23 protein-coding genes are annotated in these 21,061 nt (G+C 43.5%); 18 read left to right on the plus strand and 5 right to left on the minus strand.

What is annotated here, in order from left to right; genetic code table 11:
- The first annotated feature begins 2 nt into the window (after nucleotides 1-2).
- The 4 genes from JOD82_RS02165 (at nucleotide 3) to JOD82_RS02180 (ending at nucleotide 2,510) form a co-directional block, all read left to right on the plus strand.
- Complete coding sequence (locus tag JOD82_RS02165; protein ID WP_010348252.1) at nucleotides 3-671, plus strand: PspA/IM30 family protein; 669 nt, start codon at nucleotides 3-5, stop codon at nucleotides 669-671.
- Between the two features lie 131 nt (nucleotides 672-802).
- Nucleotides 803-1,210: a DUF350 domain-containing protein gene (locus tag JOD82_RS02170; protein WP_013310484.1), complete on the plus strand. Its 408-nt coding sequence runs from the start codon at nucleotides 803-805 to the stop codon at nucleotides 1,208-1,210.
- A 24-nt stretch (nucleotides 1,211-1,234) separates the two neighbouring features.
- Nucleotides 1,235-1,741 carry a DUF4178 domain-containing protein gene (locus JOD82_RS02175; protein WP_029517465.1) on the plus strand — a complete coding sequence of 169 codons (507 nt, stop codon included), beginning with the start codon at nucleotides 1,235-1,237 and terminating at the stop codon, nucleotides 1,739-1,741.
- A 13-nt stretch (nucleotides 1,742-1,754) separates the two neighbouring features.
- Entirely contained in the window at nucleotides 1,755-2,510 is a 756-nt protein-coding gene (locus JOD82_RS02180; protein ID WP_209947438.1) for a DUF4247 domain-containing protein, read from the plus strand.
- A gap of 139 nt (nucleotides 2,511-2,649) precedes the next feature.
- Here JOD82_RS02180 and JOD82_RS02185 read toward each other — a convergent pair whose 3' ends face one another.
- Nucleotides 2,650-2,877 (minus strand): helix-turn-helix transcriptional regulator, encoded by a 228-nt coding sequence (locus JOD82_RS02185; RefSeq protein WP_029517467.1) that lies wholly within the window; start codon nucleotides 2,875-2,877, stop codon nucleotides 2,650-2,652.
- Nucleotides 2,878-3,143: 266 nt separating this feature from the next.
- On the opposite strand from JOD82_RS02185, the gene JOD82_RS02190 reads away from it, so the two are divergent.
- The 4 genes from JOD82_RS02190 to JOD82_RS02200 are packed head-to-tail and all read left to right on the plus strand — an operon-like array spanning nucleotide 3,144 to nucleotide 5,200.
- Nucleotides 3,144-3,857, plus strand: coding sequence for a hypothetical protein (locus JOD82_RS02190; protein WP_029517468.1), 714 nt, complete (start codon nucleotides 3,144-3,146; stop codon nucleotides 3,855-3,857).
- Nucleotides 3,808-4,356, plus strand: a complete 549-nt coding sequence (locus JOD82_RS02195) for an accessory gene regulator ArgB-like protein (protein WP_069011745.1) — start codon at nucleotides 3,808-3,810, stop codon at nucleotides 4,354-4,356. The genes JOD82_RS02190 and JOD82_RS02195 overlap by 50 nt, the downstream gene beginning before the upstream one ends.
- Nucleotides 4,329-4,460: a hypothetical protein gene (locus JOD82_RS29455; protein WP_280921430.1), complete on the plus strand. Its 132-nt coding sequence runs from the start codon at nucleotides 4,329-4,331 to the stop codon at nucleotides 4,458-4,460. Before JOD82_RS02195 ends, JOD82_RS29455 begins: the two co-directional genes overlap by 28 nt.
- A 5-nt stretch (nucleotides 4,461-4,465) precedes the next feature.
- The gene (locus JOD82_RS02200; RefSeq protein WP_069011746.1) at nucleotides 4,466-5,200 is read left to right on the plus strand and encodes a hypothetical protein; all 735 of its coding nucleotides are present in this window, start codon (nucleotides 4,466-4,468) and stop codon (nucleotides 5,198-5,200) included.
- Nucleotides 5,201-5,469: 269 nt separating this feature from the next.
- On the opposite strand, the gene JOD82_RS02205 is transcribed toward JOD82_RS02200, so the two are convergent.
- Nucleotides 5,470-5,685 (minus strand): helix-turn-helix transcriptional regulator, encoded by a 216-nt coding sequence (locus JOD82_RS02205; RefSeq protein WP_016820733.1) that lies wholly within the window; start codon nucleotides 5,683-5,685, stop codon nucleotides 5,470-5,472.
- Between the two features lie 88 nt (nucleotides 5,686-5,773).
- Here JOD82_RS02205 and JOD82_RS02210 point away from each other — a divergent pair, with 88 nt between their 5' ends.
- The 3 genes from JOD82_RS02210 (at nucleotide 5,774) to mobB (ending at nucleotide 8,031) form a co-directional block, all read left to right on the plus strand.
- Nucleotides 5,774-6,013 carry a helix-turn-helix domain-containing protein gene (locus tag JOD82_RS02210; RefSeq protein WP_029517471.1) on the plus strand — a complete coding sequence of 80 codons (240 nt, stop codon included), beginning with the start codon at nucleotides 5,774-5,776 and terminating at the stop codon, nucleotides 6,011-6,013.
- 195 nt (nucleotides 6,014-6,208) lie between these two features.
- Entirely contained in the window at nucleotides 6,209-7,486 is a 1,278-nt protein-coding gene (locus JOD82_RS02215) for a molybdopterin molybdotransferase MoeA (RefSeq protein ID WP_209947440.1), read from the plus strand.
- Nucleotides 7,483-8,031, plus strand: a complete 549-nt coding sequence (mobB, locus tag JOD82_RS02220; RefSeq protein ID WP_209947442.1) for a molybdopterin-guanine dinucleotide biosynthesis protein B — start codon at nucleotides 7,483-7,485, stop codon at nucleotides 8,029-8,031. Before JOD82_RS02215 ends, mobB begins: the two co-directional genes overlap by 4 nt.
- A gap of 4 nt (nucleotides 8,032-8,035) precedes the next feature.
- Here the strand turns inward: mobB and xerS are convergent, their stop codons facing one another.
- Nucleotides 8,036-9,136 (minus strand): tyrosine recombinase XerS, encoded by a 1,101-nt coding sequence (xerS, locus tag JOD82_RS02225; RefSeq protein ID WP_209947444.1) that lies wholly within the window; start codon nucleotides 9,134-9,136, stop codon nucleotides 8,036-8,038.
- Nucleotides 9,137-9,252: 116 nt separating this feature from the next.
- Here xerS and JOD82_RS02230 point away from each other — a divergent pair, with 116 nt between their 5' ends.
- From JOD82_RS02230 to JOD82_RS02240, 3 genes are all read left to right on the plus strand, one after another.
- Nucleotides 9,253-9,762: a GNAT family N-acetyltransferase gene (locus tag JOD82_RS02230; protein ID WP_039273227.1), complete on the plus strand. Its 510-nt coding sequence runs from the start codon at nucleotides 9,253-9,255 to the stop codon at nucleotides 9,760-9,762.
- A 169-nt stretch (nucleotides 9,763-9,931) separates the two neighbouring features.
- Nucleotides 9,932-11,104, plus strand: coding sequence for a M20 metallopeptidase family protein (locus JOD82_RS02235; RefSeq protein WP_209947445.1), 1,173 nt, complete (start codon nucleotides 9,932-9,934; stop codon nucleotides 11,102-11,104).
- 448 nt (nucleotides 11,105-11,552) lie between these two features.
- Nucleotides 11,553-14,624, plus strand: a complete 3,072-nt coding sequence (locus tag JOD82_RS02240; protein ID WP_209947447.1) for a X2-like carbohydrate binding domain-containing protein — start codon at nucleotides 11,553-11,555, stop codon at nucleotides 14,622-14,624.
- Nucleotides 14,625-14,963: 339 nt separating this feature from the next.
- Here JOD82_RS02240 and JOD82_RS02245 read toward each other — a convergent pair whose 3' ends face one another.
- On the minus strand, nucleotides 14,964-15,881 hold the full coding sequence (locus JOD82_RS02245) for an AEC family transporter (protein WP_069011754.1): 918 nt from the start codon (nucleotides 15,879-15,881) through the stop codon (nucleotides 14,964-14,966).
- A gap of 251 nt (nucleotides 15,882-16,132) precedes the next feature.
- On the opposite strand from JOD82_RS02245, the gene JOD82_RS02250 reads away from it, so the two are divergent.
- Both JOD82_RS02250 and JOD82_RS02255 read left to right on the plus strand, forming a co-directional pair.
- Nucleotides 16,133-17,134: a copper amine oxidase N-terminal domain-containing protein gene (locus JOD82_RS02250; RefSeq protein WP_029517479.1), complete on the plus strand. Its 1,002-nt coding sequence runs from the start codon at nucleotides 16,133-16,135 to the stop codon at nucleotides 17,132-17,134.
- Nucleotides 17,135-17,337: 203 nt separating this feature from the next.
- The gene (locus JOD82_RS02255; protein ID WP_209947449.1) at nucleotides 17,338-18,126 is read left to right on the plus strand and encodes an SDR family oxidoreductase; all 789 of its coding nucleotides are present in this window, start codon (nucleotides 17,338-17,340) and stop codon (nucleotides 18,124-18,126) included.
- Between the two features lie 94 nt (nucleotides 18,127-18,220).
- On the opposite strand, the gene JOD82_RS02260 is transcribed toward JOD82_RS02255, so the two are convergent.
- Nucleotides 18,221-18,949 (minus strand): DsbA family oxidoreductase, encoded by a 729-nt coding sequence (locus tag JOD82_RS02260; RefSeq protein ID WP_209947451.1) that lies wholly within the window; start codon nucleotides 18,947-18,949, stop codon nucleotides 18,221-18,223.
- Between the two features lie 212 nt (nucleotides 18,950-19,161).
- Here JOD82_RS02260 and JOD82_RS02265 point away from each other — a divergent pair, with 212 nt between their 5' ends.
- Nucleotides 19,162-20,190: a LacI family DNA-binding transcriptional regulator gene (locus JOD82_RS02265; protein ID WP_069011760.1), complete on the plus strand. Its 1,029-nt coding sequence runs from the start codon at nucleotides 19,162-19,164 to the stop codon at nucleotides 20,188-20,190.
- Nucleotides 20,183-21,061 carry a ribokinase gene (rbsK, locus tag JOD82_RS02270; protein WP_209947525.1) on the plus strand — a complete coding sequence of 293 codons (879 nt, stop codon included), beginning with the start codon at nucleotides 20,183-20,185 and terminating at the stop codon, nucleotides 21,059-21,061. Before JOD82_RS02265 ends, rbsK begins: the two co-directional genes overlap by 8 nt.

Consider the following 21,061-nt stretch of genomic DNA (forward strand, 5'->3'; position numbering starts at 1 on the left):
ACATGTCTATTTTCAAACGATTAAGAGATCTTACGATGTCCAACATTAACGCCATTATTGACAAGGCAGAAGATCCAGTTAAAATGACGGACCAATACATTCGTGATATGCAAGAGGACCTGGAAGATGCAGAGAAAGCGGTAGCCGCTCAAATTGCTATTGAAAAGAGATTCAAACAGCAATACGAAGAACAGGCTGCTTTGGTAAAGAAACGCGAAGAACAGGCACATACCGCTGCAAAAGCACAAAATGTAGATCTGGCCCGTCGCGCGCTGGAAGAAAAGAAATCTGCTGAACAAAAAATGAACGAGTTCAAAGCTGGTTACGAACAGAACAAAGCTGCAGCCGATAACCTGCGTGGCAAGCTGGATGAAATGCGCAGACAGCTGACAGAAATGAAAAACAAGCGCGAGACACTGGTTGCCCGTTATAACGCAGCTAAAGCGCAAACTGAAATTAACAAAGCTATGAACGGTTTTAGCTCTGATACGGCAACTGCCGGATTGAAGCGTATGGAGGAAAAAATGCTGCAAGCAGAAGCACGTGCCGAAGCGAGCAACGAAATGTCTTCTAAGGAAAAATCGTTGGATGAGGAGTTCAAAGAGCTGGATAAGAAAAGCGCCGTGGACGATGAGCTTGCCGCTTTGTTGAAGCAATACGAAAATAAATAAGAACATTTAAGCAGTGCCGCCAAGTTTGATTGCTCAGGAAGCGAAGGAGAAACGTTTTCTCCTTCGCTTTTCCCTGCCCGCAGGCGTAAAACATTATATGAAGGTCAAGAAGATGTGGAGGATGGTATGAAATGCATTTTTTAGAAACGATGAAAGCAATGCTTGTATGGACTGGTGCGGGAGCTATTTTGATCTTCGCATTAATGTATGTCGACTCTTTATTCACGAAGTATAAGGATTTTGCCGAAGTGAAAGCTGGAAATATGGCCGTAACGGTACGAATGATTATGAAGCTGGTTGCACAAGGCTATATTTTGTCAGGCTCTATCGCTACAGCTAATAATTTGCTCGAAGCGCTTGTGTATTCTGTGATCGCTTTTGTCATCCTGCTTGTTTTGGAAGTTATTGTACGTCTGCTGTTGCGGTACTGGGCCCAGTTTGATCTGGATAAAGGTACACAGGAAGGTAAAATTGGTTTCGGCCTGTTTTCAGGAGCGCTGCATCTGGTTGGCGCCTTGATCATTACAGCATGCTTCTAGGCTAAGAAAGGCAGGAATATAACCATGGGTGTTTGGAAACGAATTTCAAATCTATTTGCTAAGCCGGAGCCGCCAAAAGCAGAGAAAAGCATGCTTCACTTAAATCCAGGTGATATCTGTGAAGTTTCGCTTGTCACCTATGAAGTGGTAGGTCGTGTACATAATCGTGCCCGGAATGCCGTTGTTTTGACGCTTCAGGATGGTAATCAAATCAGTTATCTTCATATAGAGGAACGGGAAACACTGCAATTCGGACTATATCAGGCCATCGACGGTAGACTTGACAACCCTGAGGAAGTGCCGACCATTTTAGAGCTGGATGATACAACGTATCATTTGGAGGAGCAATATTCTGGGCAAGTTACCGTCATGGGCCGTGCTCCTTTCCGACAGGGTGGAGAGCAGCATGTTTGGCAGTACCAGTCTGATAATTACCATTTGTTGCGGGTAGAGTGGCAGGACGGTCGCTTTATGCTTTATGAAGGAGAAGAAGTGATTACCGGAGACGTCAAGGTTATTCGGGCAAGCTAGGAGAGGGTTACACATGAGCAAACGCACCTGGCAGTATGCATTAAAGGTCTTTGTGGCGCTGAGCTTGTTCGTATCCGTGTTAAGCGGCTGCGGCTCGCCAAGTGTAAAGGATACGTATCCGCTGGAATCGGTTAGTGGTAGCGGAAATTCAACCTCGTATGTATACCGGGCAGCTGGCAAGACAGTCCCGGAAGTAGCGGAGGAATTGAAAGAACAGCGTACACCGGAACAAATGTCACCGCAGAGCAATGAGCGGATGTTTCTGGTATATAGCGATGAGTGGTACCATTTGCAGCAAGATCCAGCTAAGAAGGAAGATACACTCATTGAAATTGACAGTAAAAAGTATGTAGAACAAAATTACAGTTCAAGCTTTTTAAAAGGATACTTAACCGCAACTGTGCTGGATGCTCTGTTTGATTCCTTACGTGGTTCAGGCTCCTATCGGGGCTACTCCAGCAGAGATGTATACCGACCTTCTCAGGGCCAATATCGTGCTCCTACAGTGCAGGAGAAAAAGGCGATTCCGCCGATTACGGTGGAGCGGAAAGGTTCGGTTACCCGTAGAGGGAAGAACTCGGATTCTAGCGTTGGGTCAAGCGGAAGTTTGTTCGACAGAGGGTCCAGCAGTTCACCGAGCAGAGGCTCGATTTCACGTGACCGGAGCGACAGCGGCGGTTCCAGCATATTTGATTCGCCGCGTAAATCTTATAGTAAGCCCAAAACACGTAGCGGTTCAGGTAAAATCAGCCGACGAAGTCGACGATAATGGGTAAAATTTTATTTTCTTCTAAAGTTGTTTGCGGAACTGTGGAGCTGTTGCACAGTTCCTTTTTTGTAGTTTGATATAACCTAAAGTGAATTGAACGGTGCTCCTTTGCTTCGATTTTATTGCCGTCTACTTTGACCTACACTTGATCAGAGCTTATGTGTTCAATACCATCGTCTTCAATAATGTTGCTTTTTTTGATATGGAAATGACGAGCTATCTTTTCTATAGCACCCATCCGTGGTTCAGAAAGTCCGCTCTCCCAAGCTGAAATTGCTTTATTGGTAACCCCAGCGATCTCAGCAAGTTCTTGTTGAGTCAAATGATATTTTATACGTAATTTTTTAAAATTGTCACTTAAAGCCACTATAATCCCTCCACCCCAAATTAAGTAGATTATAACCTTGATATCGAAAAAAAACCAACATAATACATTAGCAAAAGCAACGTCGCTCACTTGGGGTGACTTTTTTTGTTAGTATAAATGGGTGTCGAGTTTGAAGAAGAAAGCCAGGGGAAGAAAATTCCACCTCATATTTATACAAAAAAATCCAATTTACTAGATTATTTCATTGCCACATCTATTAGTAAAATATACAATTACATCAGGCGAAATAGGAGGATGGTGTAACTGTGTTATCTGCTTTTTTATATATTTTACTTGGTTTTTTCGATGCTTTAGCGGCAGTTACTTTGGTCTTGAAGATTTATATGCTCCCCGTGTGGGAAAATCGAAGAAAAATACTTCTCTATGCAATTGGCATAACTTTGTTTTCCTTTCTCATGAGAGAAGTAATAGGCATGCCTAAATTAGATTTTCCGCTTCAGTATTTGTTAATGGTTCTCTTTTTAAGATTTGGTTTAGGGATCAAAACATATCTTGCGGCTTTTTCTGCTGGTTCCGGTCTTACAGCTTACATTAACCTACAGCTATTTGTATATATATTTGCAAACTTTTTCGGAGTAGCACAGCCAGGTGTTATAAGTGATACAGCTGGCTCTTCTATATACGTTATACAGTTGTCTTCCATCCTTACTGCGTACTTTATTTCTTTTGTGATGGGTAAATATAACTTTGGATTCTCATTTATCATTCAACCCCCACATGATTTTTTGAAAGGTGAAAATTACCTAGCATCTCTAAATAAAATGTTCATTATAGGGTCCCTAATATCATTTGTCACTATTTTTGTTACTTTGTATATGCTCTATAACTCCAATACGATAGGATTACTTTCCATCTCATTACTAACTTTTGGAATATCGTACTTCTTATCAGAGAAAGGAGATTACGAGGATGCTAGAAACGCTATCGAGGCACATCGCATCAGAAATAAAGAAAGCTGATCCTGATGGACCCACAAGTGTTGAAGTGATGGAGTATGCGATTGGTATAAAAATTACCGAAATTTCAGCAGTGCTCATGGTCGCAGTTATAGGATGGATAACAGGACATTTTTGGGGGGCATTACTAGCTCTGGCTACGATCATGTTTGTAAGGAGATTTTCAGGAGGGGTACACTTCAGCAACCTTACACTTTGTGTCTTCTTTACAACGGCCATATGTGTAACTATACCTTTTGTCTCTTTAAGTTTAGCAACGATTTTGATAATTAACGCTTGTTCATTATTAGTGATTGTACTATATGCTCCCAATCATTTTATCTATATTAATAAGACCAAACATCACAAATATTATAAAACGATATGTATTTTGGTTTGCATATTAAATTTTTTTATACAATCTCACATAATATGTTTAGCTTTAATTATACAAGCATTCAGTATTCTTCCTTTATGGAAAGGAGGTGAGCGAAAATGGATAAGAAATTGGCGAGAGCTTTAAGTATAAGCCTTGGTAAATACGCTAACAAGTCTACGAAAAAAGAAAAAACAATTTTTGGCGCTAAACCTGTACCAGCTGAGCTGAAGAAAACAGAAAAGAACTGAATTTAATGGAAGAGGGAAAGCGAATCCTAGCCACTCCATTGCTTGATGACAATTCACTTGGAGATTGCTCTTTTTTTTGTGAGAATCACCTAGTTGCGATTGAATTGTGGAAGCCTAAAAGCAATTATCACATTCCGCTTTTTCATACTTCTCATGGAAGATTTACAGTTCCCACCACCCTCCATGAATGTTCCGTAGGCTTACCCACTTTTTGCAATTTGGACGGATCTAATTTGGTTAACATCACACAAGTGGACAAGATCATTACGGGAGATTATGGAGGGGGGCAGGTTGTTTTTAAAAATCAAGACATTAAAGAAAGTATAAATTCAGCAAATTTATCTCGATGGAGACAAATATATGCAGATGCAATGAATGCCGATAGAGAAATTCGTTATATTTTCGGATCGGAAATTAAGGTAGTGGGTAAGGCAGCAGTGAGCGGTTTTTTTAAGGTAATGAATATGCACAGTGTGGATATGTGGGAACCTAAAAAAAATTATTATGTCCCGCGTTTCAACTCTGGAGATCGTTCTTATACAATCGGGCTAACCGCACAGGCTTGCAGGGAAGCTTTTCCGTATCTATATCCAGCTTATAAAGATACCCTGATAAATCTCGACTTGGTTTGTGAAATTGAGTCTAACGCATTTGGAGGGCTGGTACGATTCGAAGGATCTGACTTCACTTGCTCGATGTCTCATAATAAACTTAAAGCGCTTAAAAAACTGTGGAAATGACCCATGAAAATTCAGGGGTCATTTTTGTTACCAGATTTAAATGAATAAGTCAATAATCAGTTAGACTAGGATAAGCCGGACGGGTTCGATTTAATTCGACATATTTCCCGTTTTTAATCATTTTCCATGTGATAAAATTGATTATGAAAAAAATAACAATCTTTTAAATAAAGGTGAAAACAATCTACATATAAGAAAAGGAGGGTGAAAGCGGGATATATATTGTAAATGCCGGCATGTACAAATGCCCCGAAGGAAATGCCTGTTTGTCAGGCAAGTTCCCACTCATATAAGTCCTCAGCTTTACACTCCAATATCCTAGAAATGAGGACTGCCGCCTCGAATGACATTTTGTCACGTCCCGCGATCCAGTTGGATATTTGTTGCCGCGAATATCCAGTTCGTCGGGCGAGCCATGATTGAGTGCGTCCATGAGATTTGAGTTCCTCTTTCAAAAGGCATTTCCCCCGAGTAAGTTTTTGCACCTTACTTGCTCCTAACAGGGGAAAAGTGTTTCGTTCAGAGTATACAGGTAAATTACTTTTTTATCAATTATATTGTGGAGTTGATTGGATGGTTGCAGATAAAAATGAAAATGTAACTTGCACTAGCTTTTATACAATAAAGATGGCACGACTCGCTTCAGGATATAGTGAGTTAATAGCTTGCAATATACTTGGTATGTCAATGAATGAATTAAAACATATAGAGGAAGATTCATCCGATTTAACAATAGCTCGAGCACAGCAAATGTCCTCGTTATATGAGGTTTCAATAGATTCAATCTATTTCGGAAAAATTAATATAAACTAATAAAATAGAGAAATGACCAGATGATACGCAAAATTAAAAACTGAAATCTACCAAAAACAGCCGCGATATGATATCCAGGCTGTTTTTTGGCGGATAAAGACTTGGAGCAATTCAATAAATACCGTTTGGATTTGCCAGATAACGGTTTTAGCGTTATAACAGAAAGAGGGCATTTAAGAAGAACGGAGTGAAAATATGAATCATACATCATTAAACGCAGAAAAATTCCAGCGTAAAGCAGTTCAGGTGGAAGAGGCACAAAGCAGGATAGCTAGTCATGTTAAACAGGGTGAAAGGGAGGACGTAGGGCTTGAGCAAGCAGATGGTCGCTATCTGGCGATGGATTTGACTGCGCCACATCCGTATCCCCGCTTTCGTCGTTCTGGTATGGACGGCTATGCGATCCTTGCCTCGGACACTGAAGTCTGTTCGACCGGTCAGGAAATCTGGCTACACGTGATTGATGAAATTCCTTGTGGCACCGTATCGGACAAGCGGGTGGAGACGGGAATGGCAGCCCGCATCATGACAGGAGCACAACTACCTGAAGGAGCGGACACGGTGGTTATGCTGGAGGCGACACAGCTGCGTGAGGAAAATGGACAGACATATGTTGGCTTAAAGAAGCGTATGGAAGTTGGCAAAAATGTGACACAAATTGGTCATGAGATTAAGGAAGGTCAGCTTTTGCTCAGTAAGGGAACTTGCGTGGGAGCGGGGCATGTCTCAGTACTGGCTACTTTTGGTGTACATCGGGTGCCTGTTTACAGGAAGCCAAGGGTGGCTGTCTTTTCCACAGGGTCAGAATTGCTCGCAGTGGATGAGCCGTTACAACCGGGAAAAATTCGAAACAGTAATACATATATGCTGGCTTCTCAAATCAGAGAGGCAGGAGGAGAGCCGTTCATTTTACAAGCCATTCATGATGATTTGAGTCTTGCCCGTACCTCTGTACGTGAAGCCATAGCTGCCTATGATATCGTGGTCACGAGTGGAGGAGTATCGGTGGGGGATTTTGATATTATGGGTGACCTGGTACGACAGGAAGATGTGAATATGCTGTTCAACAAAGTTACGATGCGTCCAGGAAGTGTGACCACAGCCGCAGTGATTGACGGCAAGCTGTTATTTGCGCTTTCAGGCAACCCCGGTGCGTGCTTTGTAGGCTGTGAGCTGTTTGTACGGCCGACGATCCAAATGATGTTATCTTCGGCACATCCATATTTACAAACCTGGACGGCGAAGTTAGGCGCAGATTATACGAAGGTAAACAACTATACACGCTTTGTACGCAGCTCTTTGGAGATACGTGGTGGGCAAGTATACGCGATTCCTGCGCGAGCAGATGAATCTAGTGTCATGGTGACCATTAAGGACAGCGACTGTCTGATCGTGATTCCTCCTACAACAGAAGGATTACGCAAAGGTGAAGAGGTGCGAGTACTGGTATTACAAGGTGGACAGGTAACGTGAATACGAAACATCCATTTGTATGTCAAATCGTCGGATTCAAAAATACGGGGAAAACGACCTTTCTCGGAGGGTTAATTCGTTATGTGCAGAAGTCAGGTCTACGCGTAGCAGTGATCAAGCATGATGGACATGAATTTGAAATGGATCATGAGGGTACTGATACGTATAAGCACCGACAGGCGGGTGCTGAAGGCGTAGCTATTGTTTCGGCTGGAAGAACAGCTATTTTAGAGGAGAATAGTCAGCCTGTCACCAGTCTGATACGGCATTTTCAGGCCTATGATTGTGTGTTGCTGGAAGGCTTCAAGCAGGAGGATTATCCAAAGCTGGTCATGGTGAAGGAACAATCGGATGCTCAGCTTACCGATAAGCTGACAAATGTACAGGGGGTAGCGGTTTGGGAGCAACAAATGGATTGGGCTCAACGTCACTACTCAGATGAAATGATACAAATATTTCCTGCCGAGGCCAACGGACCCGCAGGCCGCTGGCTACTCGAACAGATTCAAAAGCAGATAGAAGGAGCGAGGAACGAGCAGGAGTGAGACATCAATTGGCTGAGTCGGTTAGAGTCTCTACCCGCCGTTCGATCGCCTGAGACATGGTTTTGTCAGTCAGGTGGGCATACACTTCTGTTGTTTCTGTCGAAGCGTGCCCCAGTTGTTCCTTTGTTTTGTAAATATCATTTTGTAAATAATAATCAGTAGCAAAGGAATGACGAAGCTTATGCACGGTAAGGTATGGCTTGCCGAACCGTTTGGCGTACTTGATGATCATTGCCTGAATCGCTCTTTTGGTCATCCGTTTGCCTTCTGTACTGCCGTTAGGACGTGTGACAAAGAGAGCCTTTTCTTTTTTTGGAGCGCGGTAACGGGTATGTCTCAGGGACAAATAAAGTACGAGATCATCTTTGGATTGCTCGCGGAAATACACCGGCGTTTTAAAGGTTTCGTCGTTATTGCCTTTGCGGTACACATATAATAATTTATTGTTAATATCTAAATCATCCAGGTTCAGATTGACGATTTCAGACACGCGCAGGCCTGAGTTCAAAATAAGGCTGGCGATACAGGCATCCCGTTCCTTATTTAGTTCATAGGAGTATAGCGCCTGCTTGTTATCGGCTAAATCCTGACCATAGCCTTCATAAATATAACCGATGAATTCAAGCAGTTCTTCCTCTTCCAGTATTTTACCTTTAAGCTTGGCCGCCGTATCCTTGGGTTTATGTATACGCTTGATTTCAACCTTGGCCATAATGTTGCGTTTGAGCAATGGATAAAAATTTTCATCCTCAGCGATCTGACTTAAATAATGAAAAAGCGAACGCAGAGACGATAGCTTACGTGAAATGGTTATACGGGAGTTGGAGCCTTCGCGCTTAGTAGACAGAAATAATCGAAAGCCTGTAATACTGTCCATGTGAAGTGTCTCCAACTCTTCAAGTGTAACTTGGGTATTCGTTTCTCCGGCAGACAAGCCTTCCAAGCGAAGCCATGAAAAGAAAGCTTCGTAATCCCGCACATATTCTAGTAGTGTGGAAGGGGACAGGTCGGGCAGCTTATAATCCATAAATTGCTGCACGTACCATGGTAATCCCGGCATTTTTTCATCTAGTTTGCGCCGGTCGATGATCTTTTGTATATTCATTGGGTTCCACCTCGTCCGGTCATAATATATATGTATTTTAGCATATTTTGAACAGCACTGGATGGGATGTAATTCGAAGTTAAAGAACGGATTGAACCGCCAAGAGAGGTGAAAGTATGGGGTATAATATCAAATCGGAACTGAAGCTGTCTATTAAGAGTGTACCGGAGTCGCAAAAGGACATTATTGTAAAGCTCATGCAATTTTATTTATACGATTTTACAGCCTATCTTCGAATTGATGTCACAGAGAAGGGGACATTCCCGGCTTATCCAGACTTGTATCAATATTGGACGAGCGGTGAACAGAAGTTGCCTTTTCTGATTTGGAGACAGGATGTTCCTGTGGGCTTTGCACTCGTTGACCGAATGTCCAGCAATCGAGAAGCTGACTACTACATGGCTGAGTTCTTTGTACTTCGTCCTTATCGGCATAACGGGGTTGGGACTTGGGCGGCTCATGAGCTGTTTGGACGTTTTAACGGACGCTGGAAGGTGACCCAGATGAGTACGAATAGGCCGGCACAATCCTTTTGGCGTAAGGTGATTGGAAGCTATACGAAAGGTGAGTACAGGGAACAGACACATCCCGTAAGAGGAAACATTAGTCAGTTTTTCAATACCTGAAAAATTCTAAATAGATAAGTTAGTAATGAAAAAGAGTTGGGGAGAGTATCCTATCGGCTCTTTTTTGTTGTAAATTCAAGTCTTCTATGATAAGAGAGCTACATTCTACAGGCTGTTCATGGTAAGATAAGGATAGAAGCATATAAATTCAATAGGAAAAGAGGGTATTATGCTAGAAAAATGGGTTCAGGAATTAAAAGATGGTGAACAAGAGCTGATTGCGTGGAGAAGACATCTACATCAGCATCCCGAGCTTTCTTTTGAAGAAACGAATACATCTGCTTTTATCGCCGATCAATTGCGCTCTTTTGGTATTGAGGTAAGAACGAATGTGGGTGGAAACGGTGTGCTCGGGTTTTTAGAAGGCGGTCAGCCAGGTAGAACGATTGCATTTCGTGCTGATTTTGATGCACTTCCTATTCAGGATGAAAAGGAAGTGCCTTATAAATCGACCGTTCCGGGTGTTATGCATGCCTGCGGGCATGATGGTCACACGGCTGCATTACTTGGAGTGGCACGCGTGTTGAGCCATAACCGTGAGGCGCTGAAGGGAAAGCTTGTGTTTATTTTTCAACATGCAGAAGAAAAACCGCCTGGCGGAGCCAAGTTTATGATTGAGGATGGCTGTCTGGATGGGGTAGAGGCGGTGTATGGTATTCACCTCGCATCTGAAATTCCTTTTGGTAAAATTGGATTAAAGAGTGGGCCCGCGATGGCGGCTGTCGATGCGTTTACGATCCAGATCAACGGTAAAGGTGGGCATGGCGCACGACCGCATCAGACGGTGGACTCTATTGTTATCGGCAGTCAAATTGTGAATGGGTTGCAGCAGGTGGTTAGTCGTAGGGTGGACCCTATTGAATCAGCAGTGTTAACGATTGGGGTGTTTCAAGCTGGAACTGCCTTTAATGTGATTGCAGATAAGGCCAAAATTGAAGGGACTGTACGTACGTTTAATAAAGAAGTGCGTAAGGAAGTCGAGAATGAAATTCGCAGTATCGTCAAGGGGTTGACTGAGGCTTATCATGCCGGATACGAAATGGACTATTTGAATGGCTATCCTTCTTTGGTGAATGCCGAAGCCGAAACGGAGCGTGTACGCGAGCTCATCGGCAGACTGTATGGAGCAGACGCTTTTTTGGATTTGAAGCCGGTCATGGGAGCAGAGGATTTTGCCTATTATTTGGAGCAACGACCGGGAGCCTTCATTCATGTAGGTGCCCGTAATGAGGATGAACGAACGCATTTTGCTCATCACCATCCTCACTTTGATTTTGATGAGCGGGCATTGCTCGTCTCAGGGCATATTTTTTTAGCTCTGGCGCTTGAATACTTGCAATAATATGCATTTGTTTATGACTAAAGCCAGTATTAACGGAAGTAACGGAAGCTGGAACCGCGCATAGCGCGGTTTTTTTGTTGTAAATCCAAGTATTTTGACACCCATAAAGAATGAAAATAAAGTAATTAATTCACTATGTGAAAAATTCATAATAGAAATAAATAAAAGGTGTTAACTCTGAAGGAAGTCTAAACCTCATACTATAAGCTGCGGAGCAGGAGATAATATCGCATGATCTTGATTTTTCGTACAAGGAAATGAAAAAAAGATGACGAATCTATTGAGCATGACAACAGTGTAAGCGCTAACAAATTGGGTGTTGCACTATATTTATTGGGATGAATGGGGGTGAGTCTAAGAGAACATTTGTCAGAATTGTGAGAAGCAACGATAACGATAGGAACGAATTCGTATATTCAAATGATTATGAAGAAGGAGGTTGAATTCATTGACTAAGGCAAAAAACAGGTTGAAGATTGCTTGTTTGGCGCTTGTGGTAGCGGGTGCTTCCTGGACAGGAATGATAGCGCCGACTCATGCTGCTTCAAGTGACGATTACAGTTGGAAAAGTGTCGTTACGGGTGGAGGTGGTGGTTTTGTACCTGGCATTATTTTTAATGAAACGGAAAAAGACCTGATCTATGCACGTACAGATATTGGAGGGGCTTACCGGTGGAATGCTGCCAATGAGAGCTGGATTCCGCTGACGGATTCTGTGGGCTGGGAGGATTGGAACAAAAATGGTGTCGATGCACTAGCGACTGATCCTGTTGATCCAAACCGTGTATATATAGCTACAGGTACGTATACTAATTCATGGGATAAACAAAACGGGCAAATTATGCGTTCCACCGACAGGGGCAATACGTGGCAGACGACCAAGCTTCCTTTTAAGGTGGGGGGCAATATGCCGGGGCGCTCGATGGGGGAACGTCTGACGATTGATCCAAATAGGAATAATATTTTGTTCTTTGGAGCTCGAAGTGGTAATGGACTATGGAAAAGCTCTGATTTTGGAGCAACTTGGAGCAAGGTGAGCAGTTTCCCAAATCCAGGGACGTATGTACAGGACCCTTCCAATGAATATACCAGCGACATTGTCGGTTTAGCCTGGATCACCTTTGACAAAAAAACAGGCTCTTCGAGTAAAGCAACGCAGACGATCTATGTAGGTGTAGCAGATAAAAAGCAAAGTGTCTATCGCAGTACAGATGGCGGGACAACCTGGTCTGCTATAGCGGGACAGCCTACGGGCTATTTGCCACATCACGGTGTGTTATCAACGGACGGCAATCTATATATTTCTTATAGCGATGGAGCCGGTCCATATGACGGAACAAAGGGTGAACTGTGGAAATTGAATACAGCCAGCGGGCAGTGGACTAACATTAGCCCCATAGGTAGCAGTAGCGCGGACAATCATTTTGGATATGGTGGACTGACGGTGGATGCCCAGAAGCCAGGTACACTTATGGTTGCTACGTTGAATGCCTGGTGGCCGGATGAAACGATTTACCGCAGCACGGACAGTGGGGCAACCTGGAGTCCTATTTGGGAATTTGATGGTTATCCGTCTCGCAAGCTGAAATATAATCTGGATATAAGCGGTGCACCTTGGCTGACTTTCAATGCCAACCCGGCTCCACCGGAAGTATCGCCCAAGCTGGGGTGGATGATCGGTGATCTGGAGATAGATCCATTTAATTCAGACCATATGTTGTACGGCACCGGAGCTACGATTTATGGCTCTAAAAATCTAACCAATTGGGATAAAGGCGGAAAGCTGGATATTTCAGTAGCCGCTAAAGGGGTAGAGGAAACGGCGATTTTGGATCTGGTGAGCCCTCCAACCGGCGCGCCTTTGGTGAGCGCAGTAGGTGATGTCTCTGGATTCAGACATGACGATTTATTCAAGGCTCCAGCTAAAATGCTGGATAATCCGACTTTTACAAGCAGCGAAAGTATTGATTATGCCGAGCTGAATCCTTCTTTTATGGCTCGGGTAGGTAAAGCGGATTATAAAAAAGATCCAAATGCCAAATCCATCGGTATTTCCAATGATGGTGGAGCCAACTGGTATAAGGCAAATAGCGAGCCTTCTGGTACAGCAGGAGGGGGCAGCATCGCTGTAGCAGCAGATGGTAATGGCTTGCTGTGGAGTACCTCAGACAAAGGTGTGTTCTACTCCAAAACTGGTGGCAACTCATGGACAGCAAGCACAGGGATTCCAGCGAATGCAAAGATCGTCTCTGACCGAGTGAACCCTAATAAATATTACGCATTTGCCTCCGGGAAAATATATGTGAGCACCAATGGTGGCGTATCCTTTACGCCTTCAGCGGTAACTGGCTTACCGACAGCAGGCAATGCTGATATTGATGCTGTACGAGGAGCAGAAGGAGATGTGTGGTTCGCCGGAGGCTCCGAGGATGGGGGGCCATATGGTTTATGGCATTCCAACGATTCCGGCGCTACGTTCACCAAGCTCTCTAATGTGCAGGAAGCGGATTTTGTAGGCTTTGGTAAGGCAGCGCCGAACCGCACGTATGCAGCGGTATTTATCGTTGGTAAAATAGATGGTACACGTGGATTTTACCGATCGGACGATGCTGGTGCAAACTGGACGCGCATTAATGATGACAAACATCAATATGCTCGAGTGACCAAAATTATTGGGGACCCGCGGGTTTATGGACGTGCTTATCTGGGAACGAATGGCCGCGGCATTCTGGTGGCAGATCGTGTGGGTGGTGATCAGCCATCTACCGGGCAAGCAAGTATTACACCAACGACTGCAACCTATGGAGTGAATAACAACAATACAGATATTACTGTCAAGCTAACACTTAACGGCAATACGCTGGAAGCGATCAAGCAGGGGAGTGTGGTGTTGAACAAAGGTGAAGATTATACGCTTAGTGAGGATACAGTCGTTCTTACCAACAAGTATTTATCTAAACTTCCTAAAGGAGAGACAGCACTAAACTTCCATTTTAGTACAGGCAATGATGCGTTGTTTACGATTACGGTGAAAGGGGATACGCCAAGTGAGCCAGGAACAGGCGAGGGCGTTCTGAAGGTGCAAACCTTCAATGGGAATGTATCCACCACAAGCAATACAATCAGTTCCAAATTTAAAATAACCAATACGGGAACCTCATCCATTTCCCTAGCAGATGTGACATTGCGTTATTATTACACCATTAACGGGGAGAAAACACAAAATTTCTTCACGGATTGGTCGAGCGTCGGTACAGGGAATGTGATTGCTAGCTTCAAAACATTATCCAATGCGAAGCCAGGGGCAGACTCTTATGCAGAAATTGGGTTTAAATCGGCTGCGGGTTCTTTAGAGCCTGGTCAAAGTGTGGATTTGCAAACCCGGATATCCAAAGAGGACTGGAGTAGTTACACACAGACCGATGATTATTCATTTAATCCTACAGCAAACAGTTTACAAGATTCTGCTAAAATAACCGCTTATCTGTCTGGAAGCAAGCAATGGGGAATTGAGCCCTAAACCTTAATAAGGATAATCCTAAGTCAGCCACTCTAATGAGTGAGCTGGCTTTATTTTTGACGATCTTATTGTCCGCATTCTTTTTTTAGGAAAAAGCAACGACAAGTTGAAAACAGCAACTAATAGAGATCAAATTATATAGTATAATTATTTCACTGTATGAAAAATTCATAATAGAAAAAACTCTTGCTCGCATACGATCTCCACAAAACAAACACACCACCTTAAGTAGAAAAAAGAAGCACCAACAGGAACGTATGTTCTTTTATCTCGAAAAAGAAACGCTCCTGTCCTTAGACAAAAAGCGTCTCTAATCCATTTTTTATATTATCATACACCTCAAACAAGATGCCGGGATACTGAAATTAACAGTGTCATCGTAATGACATTCATAATCGTTGATAGTAATACTGTTTGTGCGGCAAAATCGGGTTCATTTTTATATTCTTCCGCCAAAATACTTGTATTAACTCCGGTAGGCATACCCGATGCAATGAGCAAGGCTTGAGCGGGAATCCCTTTAAGACCCAGTAGCAAGACGAGCAGAAAACCGACCAGTGGACCTGCAATCAGGCGTAGTACCATACTGATGTATACGGCTGTCCGGCGCAAACGAAAGGGATATTGCACAATTTGTGCTCCCAAAGTAAGTAGAGCCACGGCAACCATCGACTGACTAATATATTTCAAAGGTTCAGCCAGTAAATTAGGCAACGGACTATGCAACAGATTTAGGAGCAAACCTAGTGCAAGTGCATAAGGTACAGGCATTTTCAAAAAATTAATTAAAATTTTTCGAGTGTTAGCCTTACCGTTCTGTACAACAAAAGTACCGTATGTAAATGTAACAAAGCTTTGAAAGGTCATAATCAGAGCCTGAACGGAAATGGCTAGCGGATCACCTTTGAACACTAACTGATTGATTGGTAGACCATAATTTCCTGAATTATCTAGCATTACACTGTTTGTAAAAGCTCCACGCATTCCAGGGCTGTATTTCAGCGATCTGGCGACGGTAGTACTGATTACGTACAGAATAGCTATGTACAAGGCATAAAAAAGTGAAACCTCACCCATGAGCATTAAAGAAATTTCCGAGTGATATAGACCCGTAAACACAACTGCGGGGGTGATATAATAAAAATTGATTTTAGCTAAGGTATACAAATCCAGTCGAAAATAATATTGCATGATACAACCAAAACCGATAAGTACAAAAATAGGTAAAACAACGTCCAAAAGAATGGTGCCGAACATGTCTGTTTCATCTTCTTTCTATTATGCGAATGTAAAGGCTGTTTCTTATAAATGCATGGGCATTTTCTCATTATACTGTGTAAATAGGTTAGACGTATAATAAAATTTTATAGTGGTTTTGGTAATCTGGACTGCAGCTATAGTGGTGTCTCACACATTAAATAAAAAAAGATAAAAAATCAGCTTAGAGAAACCGTTAATACATCTAGGGACGATTGAGCCCGGTGTTTACTATAAGGAGGAATCGCATCATGAAAAACACTTGGACAGCTTTACTAGCGTGTATACTGGTCTTGGGATTGGCAGCGGGAACCGCTGAAGCCAAGCAGGGACGCGGAAATGATCAGGGGAACAAACAGGAAGCAAAGACGTCTGTTAAAGACGGGAATGAAAAGAGCGGGGAAGAGCTAATCAATCCCCATGACTCAGACAATGATCAGTCCAAAAAACAAAAGGACAAAGCATCTGGTAAAAAGGATGAAAACAGTAAAAAAGACAAACACGCAGAAATCAGAAAAACTGAACCTGTTGCAGTAACGGATGATACATACGGGGGGTCCAAAGACCATAATGGTCACAAGGGACGCAACGGTTACAAGGGTCTGCTTCACGCGGTAGAAAATACGAAGGATAAGCCGGCAGGAGCGGTTATTGCGAATCTGCTGCTTACGAAATACCCGGACCGTTTGACTTCGGAGCAGGTTGCTGAACTCGAATTGATCCGGAATTCTGGTAAAGCACTGACTGAGGCAGCTGAGCTACTGGCTGAAAACGGAAATGTGACAGATGCCGTTTACATGCAGGAGGAGGCGGTACTGGCTAATGTGTCCGATCTGGACAGCTACAAAAAGCTGGGTGAATTCTCGAAGAAGGCCGGACGGCCGTCGGGTATGAAGCTGTTCGTGAATGGTGAAGAATACGACGCCAAACCGATTAACCGCAATGGGACCACACTTGTTCCGTTTAGAACAGCTTCCGAAGCTTTGGATGCAAAGGTTTCCTGGGATCCGAAAGAAAAGGCTGTTACTGTCACCCGTAACGGCGTGTCCGTCAAATTATTTGTTAACAGTCCGAAAGCATATATTAACGGTCAGCCGTATTCTATCGAGCAGCCAGCATCCATAGTGGATGGGACGACAATGGTACCTGTAAGGGTAATCGGAGAGGCCTTGGGGACAAATGTTAAATGGGAGCCTGAGAGCCAGTCCGTTGTTGTATACGAGCAGCCAACAACACCTGCATCAACATCATAACGTGCTGTAACAAATATTTTGTAAACAAAAAGGGCCCCTGACTAAATGTCAGGCCTTTTTGTTTTACCTTGCAATGAATGATTCCGTATTCTTTTTAATGGTGAGAGGATAGATAGCCTTCATGATACTACCAAGCTATTCGCATTATGTGCTGGTCATGTGTACAATTAAATAGAGAACACTGACAAAAGGGAGTGTTATAGATGGATTTAGGATTAACGGGAAAAACAGCTTTTGTTGCAGGTTCCAGTAAAGGACTCGGCAAGGCAAGCGCAAAGGAACTGGCACGTGAGGGTGCGAATGTCATCATTTCAGGACGGAACGAGGCAGAGCTTCAGCGGACGCAGGCGGAATTACTGGAAACAGCGAGTAGCCGAGTTGAATATGTAGTTTGCGATGTAACAAAACCAGAACATATCTCTCAGACCATCCGTCGTACAGTCGATTGGTTTGGCACTGTCGATATTTTAGTTAGCAATGCGGGTGGACCACCTGCTGGTACCTTTGATGATTTTACAGATGAAGTGTGGATGCAGGCCTTTGAACAAAATTTACTTAGTCATATCCGGTTGATCCGTGAGGTGTTACCCTATATGAAAAAACAACAAAGCGGTAGGATTTTAAATATTGCTTCTTCCTCAGTTAAGCAGCCAATTCCGGGACTAATCATTTCAAATACGCTACGTACTGGAGTCGCTGGATTGGCGAAAACATTGTCTCTGGAATTAGCTCCTCATAATATTCTGGTACATACTGTAGCACCGGGGAGAATTGCAACCGATCGCGTGCGTAGCTTGGACGAGCATCGAGCTGAGAAAACCCAGCAAACGACGGATCAGGTTCGAAAACAAGCAGAAGAGGGCATTCCATTGGGACGGTATGGAGAGCCTGAAGAGTTCGGTAAAGTTGTTGCTTTTCTGGCGTCTTCAGCTTCATCCTATTTGACAGGGAGCACCATCCTTGTGGATGGCGGAATGATTAAATCGTTATAAAATAAAGAAGCGTGCCAGCCTCAGGTTTAATAGGGGGCTGGCACGCTTCTTTAAAGTTTATTTAGGGAGTTGAAAATGTTCATTCAAGGACTGTTCAGCTCTCGCGGCCTGGAAGCTCACAACCCTCATCGGTACATACACCACCTGCATCCTGTTTGGACGAGCTGCCGCTTATCATGGTGAAAGGTGAGCGTTCATCCCATGCTTTTTGAAGCGCATCATGAAATACTTCCTCCGGCTGGGCACCAGAAACGGCAAATTTTCGATCAAATACAAAGAATGGCACACCCTGAACACCCAACTCAGCGCCTTCGGCTTCATCAGCTCTAACTTCGTCGGTAAAACGGTCACTGGCTAATATAGCAGCCGCTTCTTTTTGATCTAGACCAACTTCAGTAGCCAGCGCTGCCAGCACTTCATGATCCCCTGTATGCTTGCCTTCGATGAAAACAGCATGGAATAAGCGCTCGCTCAGCTCCAGCATTTTGCCTTGTGTTTGAGCCCAAAGTGTTAAGCGGTGAGCATCAAGAGAGTTCGTCGGCACCATGGCATGAATATTATACTCAAGACCCGCAGAGCGTGCATTTTCGTTCATTCGATCATTCATAGCCTGAGCCTCTTGCAGACTGACCCCATATTTAGCGGCTAGTTCTTCATTGATCGTTTTACCACTATCTCTCACAGCACCCGGGTTCAATTCGAAACTCTTAAATGTCAATTGCACCTCATTGTGATGTGGAAATTTCTGTAACACTTGCTCCAAACGGCGTTTACCAATATAACAGAACGGACACATATAATCAGACCAAACTTCGATATTCATCAGGGATAAGCCTCCATGTATACGTATTTTATTGTGTAACCGGGAGCATTGCTCCTCACTTTAGAATGTGTATAAAGGTGGAACTTCACTAGTTACAATAAGAATTATAAAGCTAAAGGATTTAACGTGCAAATAATTAATGCTTGTCAAAAAATTAATGCTGTGATATTTTATATGTGTAACCGGTTACACATTGGAGTTGAACCTACACTATGACAACAATTAAAGAAGTCGCCAGCTTTGCAGGGGTTTCCGTAGCAACCGTTTCCAGAGTTATCAATGAAACTGGATATGTGCATGAGGATACACGGCGAAAGGTTGAGGCTGCTGTGAAGCAGTTAAATTACAAGCCTAATGAAGTTGCACGTTCTTTGTATAAAAAGAAATCTAGATTAATCGGTCTTTTGCTGCCGGATATTACGAACCCTTACTTTCCCTTGTTAGCTCGCGGGGTAGAGGATCGAATGCAGGAAAATGATTTCCGGATTATTTTCGGTAATAGTGATGAAGATCGTCAAAAAGAATTGGATTACATGGATACTTTTGTTCAAAATAATGTCGTTGGTGTTATTTCTTCTACCAATGATCCCGATGCCGATTGTTACGCAAAATTGAAGATCCCGGTCGTTTTTCTCGATCGAACTTCCAGTGACAGCCTCTCCGTATATGCAGATGGAGCCCATGGTGGTTGCTTGGCTGCTCAAGAAATGGTTGCACGCGGCAGCAAACAAATTACAGTCATGCAGGGCCCTGCACATATTCGTCCAGCACAAGACCGTTTTCGCGGGGCGGTTGAAGAGCTTCAGCAATCCGGAATTGCTTACCATGTGGTCGAGACAACGTCCTTTTCGTTCAAGGAGGCCGAGTCGTGGGCCAAAGAGCTGTTTAGCAAGTATCCCGATACGGACGGAGTTATCGCAAGTAATGATATCGTGGCTACAGCGGTGATGCATGAGGCACATAGATTAGGAAAGAAAATCCCGGATGATGTTCAAATTATCGGGTTTGATGATATACCACTAAGTAGTTTGTTATTCCCGCCTTTGTCAACGATTCGACAGCCTGCTTATGAAATGGGCTGGGAAGCAGCAGGACTACTCATTCAGTTGATTGAGCATTCGCAAGTAACGAAGTCAAGTGTACCTAATCTTCATTCGAAAGTACTTACCTATTCAAGCATACAATTGCCCGTCAAATTTATAGAACGGGATACAACGAGAAGGGTGGATAATGATGGCTAAAATTTCGATTATCGGAAGCAGTTCTATGGATCTCGTAGTTACTTCGTCCAAACGTCCCGGTGCTGGTGAAACGGTATTGGGTGAAAGCTTCACAACCGTACCTGGAGGTAAAGGAGCCAATCAGGCAGTAGCCGCAGCACGACTCGGAGCCGACGTTACGATGATTGGACGTGTAGGGGATGATCATTTTGGGAAGCAGATTTTACGTAATTTTGAAGAAAATCATGTTCATACCGATTATGTGAAACCGGTTACACATATGGAAAGCGGTACAGCGCATATTATACTAGCTGAAGGCGATAACAGTATTGTCGTGGTAATAGCAGCGAATAATGAAGTGACGCCCGCCTATGTGGAAGAAGCGCTTGACGTCATCCGAAGTTCGGATATTGTGCTAATTCAACAGGAAATACCAACAGAAACGGTTGTTTACGTAAGCGAGATTTGTGCGAAATACCAGATACCCTTGTTGCTGAATCCAGCCCCGGCTCGTGAAGTAGAGGAAAGCGTAATTGCGAATGCGACCTACATTACGCCAAACGAGCATGAAGCTGCCATTATGTTTAAGGATTTAAGTCTTCAAGAAGCGCTGCGCAAATATCCCAACAAGCTGTTTGTGACTGAGGGCAGCAACGGTGTACGGTTCTTCGACGGAGAACAGGAAGTCGTGGTTCCTACTTATAAAGTAGAAGCTATTGATACGACAGGTGCAGGAGATACGTTTAACGCTGCTTTTGCAGTGGCTTTAGCTGAAGGAAATTCGCTGGCAGACAGTGTGAAATTTGCTAATCGTGCTGCGTCATTATCCGTTACCAAATTTGGTGCCCAAGGTGGAATGCCAACCCGTCGTGAAGTGGAGGAGCAAATATAA

Origin of the sequence: Paenibacillus sp. 1182, assembly GCF_017833915.1 — a bacterium.
Classification (GTDB): domain Bacteria; phylum Bacillota; class Bacilli; order Paenibacillales; family Paenibacillaceae; genus Paenibacillus; species Paenibacillus polymyxa_D.

Coding starts and splice junctions, on each gene's coding strand:
- JOD82_RS02165 (WP_010348252.1), top strand. CDS start 3: ATGTCTATTTTCAAACGATTAAGAGATCTTACGATGTCCAACATTAAC.
- JOD82_RS02170 (WP_013310484.1), top strand. CDS start 803: ATGCATTTTTTAGAAACGATGAAAGCAATGCTTGTATGGACTGGTGCG.
- JOD82_RS02175 (WP_029517465.1), top strand. CDS start 1,235: ATGGGTGTTTGGAAACGAATTTCAAATCTATTTGCTAAGCCGGAGCCG.
- JOD82_RS02180 (WP_209947438.1), top strand. CDS start 1,755: ATGAGCAAACGCACCTGGCAGTATGCATTAAAGGTCTTTGTGGCGCTG.
- JOD82_RS02195 (WP_069011745.1), top strand. CDS start 3,808: ATGCTAGAAACGCTATCGAGGCACATCGCATCAGAAATAAAGAAAGCT.
- JOD82_RS29455 (WP_280921430.1), top strand. CDS start 4,329: ATGGATAAGAAATTGGCGAGAGCTTTAAGTATAAGCCTTGGTAAATAC.
- JOD82_RS02200 (WP_069011746.1), top strand. CDS start 4,466: ATGGAAGAGGGAAAGCGAATCCTAGCCACTCCATTGCTTGATGACAAT.
- JOD82_RS02210 (WP_029517471.1), top strand. CDS start 5,774: ATGGTTGCAGATAAAAATGAAAATGTAACTTGCACTAGCTTTTATACA.
- JOD82_RS02215 (WP_209947440.1), top strand. CDS start 6,209: ATGAATCATACATCATTAAACGCAGAAAAATTCCAGCGTAAAGCAGTT.
- xerS (WP_209947444.1), bottom strand. CDS start 9,136: ATGAATATACAAAAGATCATCGACCGGCGCAAACTAGATGAAAAAATG.
- JOD82_RS02230 (WP_039273227.1), top strand. CDS start 9,253: ATGGGGTATAATATCAAATCGGAACTGAAGCTGTCTATTAAGAGTGTA.
- JOD82_RS02235 (WP_209947445.1), top strand. CDS start 9,932: ATGCTAGAAAAATGGGTTCAGGAATTAAAAGATGGTGAACAAGAGCTG.
- JOD82_RS02245 (WP_069011754.1), bottom strand. CDS start 15,881: ATGTTCGGCACCATTCTTTTGGACGTTGTTTTACCTATTTTTGTACTT.
- JOD82_RS02250 (WP_029517479.1), top strand. CDS start 16,133: ATGAAAAACACTTGGACAGCTTTACTAGCGTGTATACTGGTCTTGGGA.
- JOD82_RS02255 (WP_209947449.1), top strand. CDS start 17,338: ATGGATTTAGGATTAACGGGAAAAACAGCTTTTGTTGCAGGTTCCAGT.
- JOD82_RS02260 (WP_209947451.1), bottom strand. CDS start 18,949: ATGAATATCGAAGTTTGGTCTGATTATATGTGTCCGTTCTGTTATATT.
- JOD82_RS02265 (WP_069011760.1), top strand. CDS start 19,162: ATGACAACAATTAAAGAAGTCGCCAGCTTTGCAGGGGTTTCCGTAGCA.
- rbsK (WP_209947525.1), top strand. CDS start 20,183: ATGGCTAAAATTTCGATTATCGGAAGCAGTTCTATGGATCTCGTAGTT.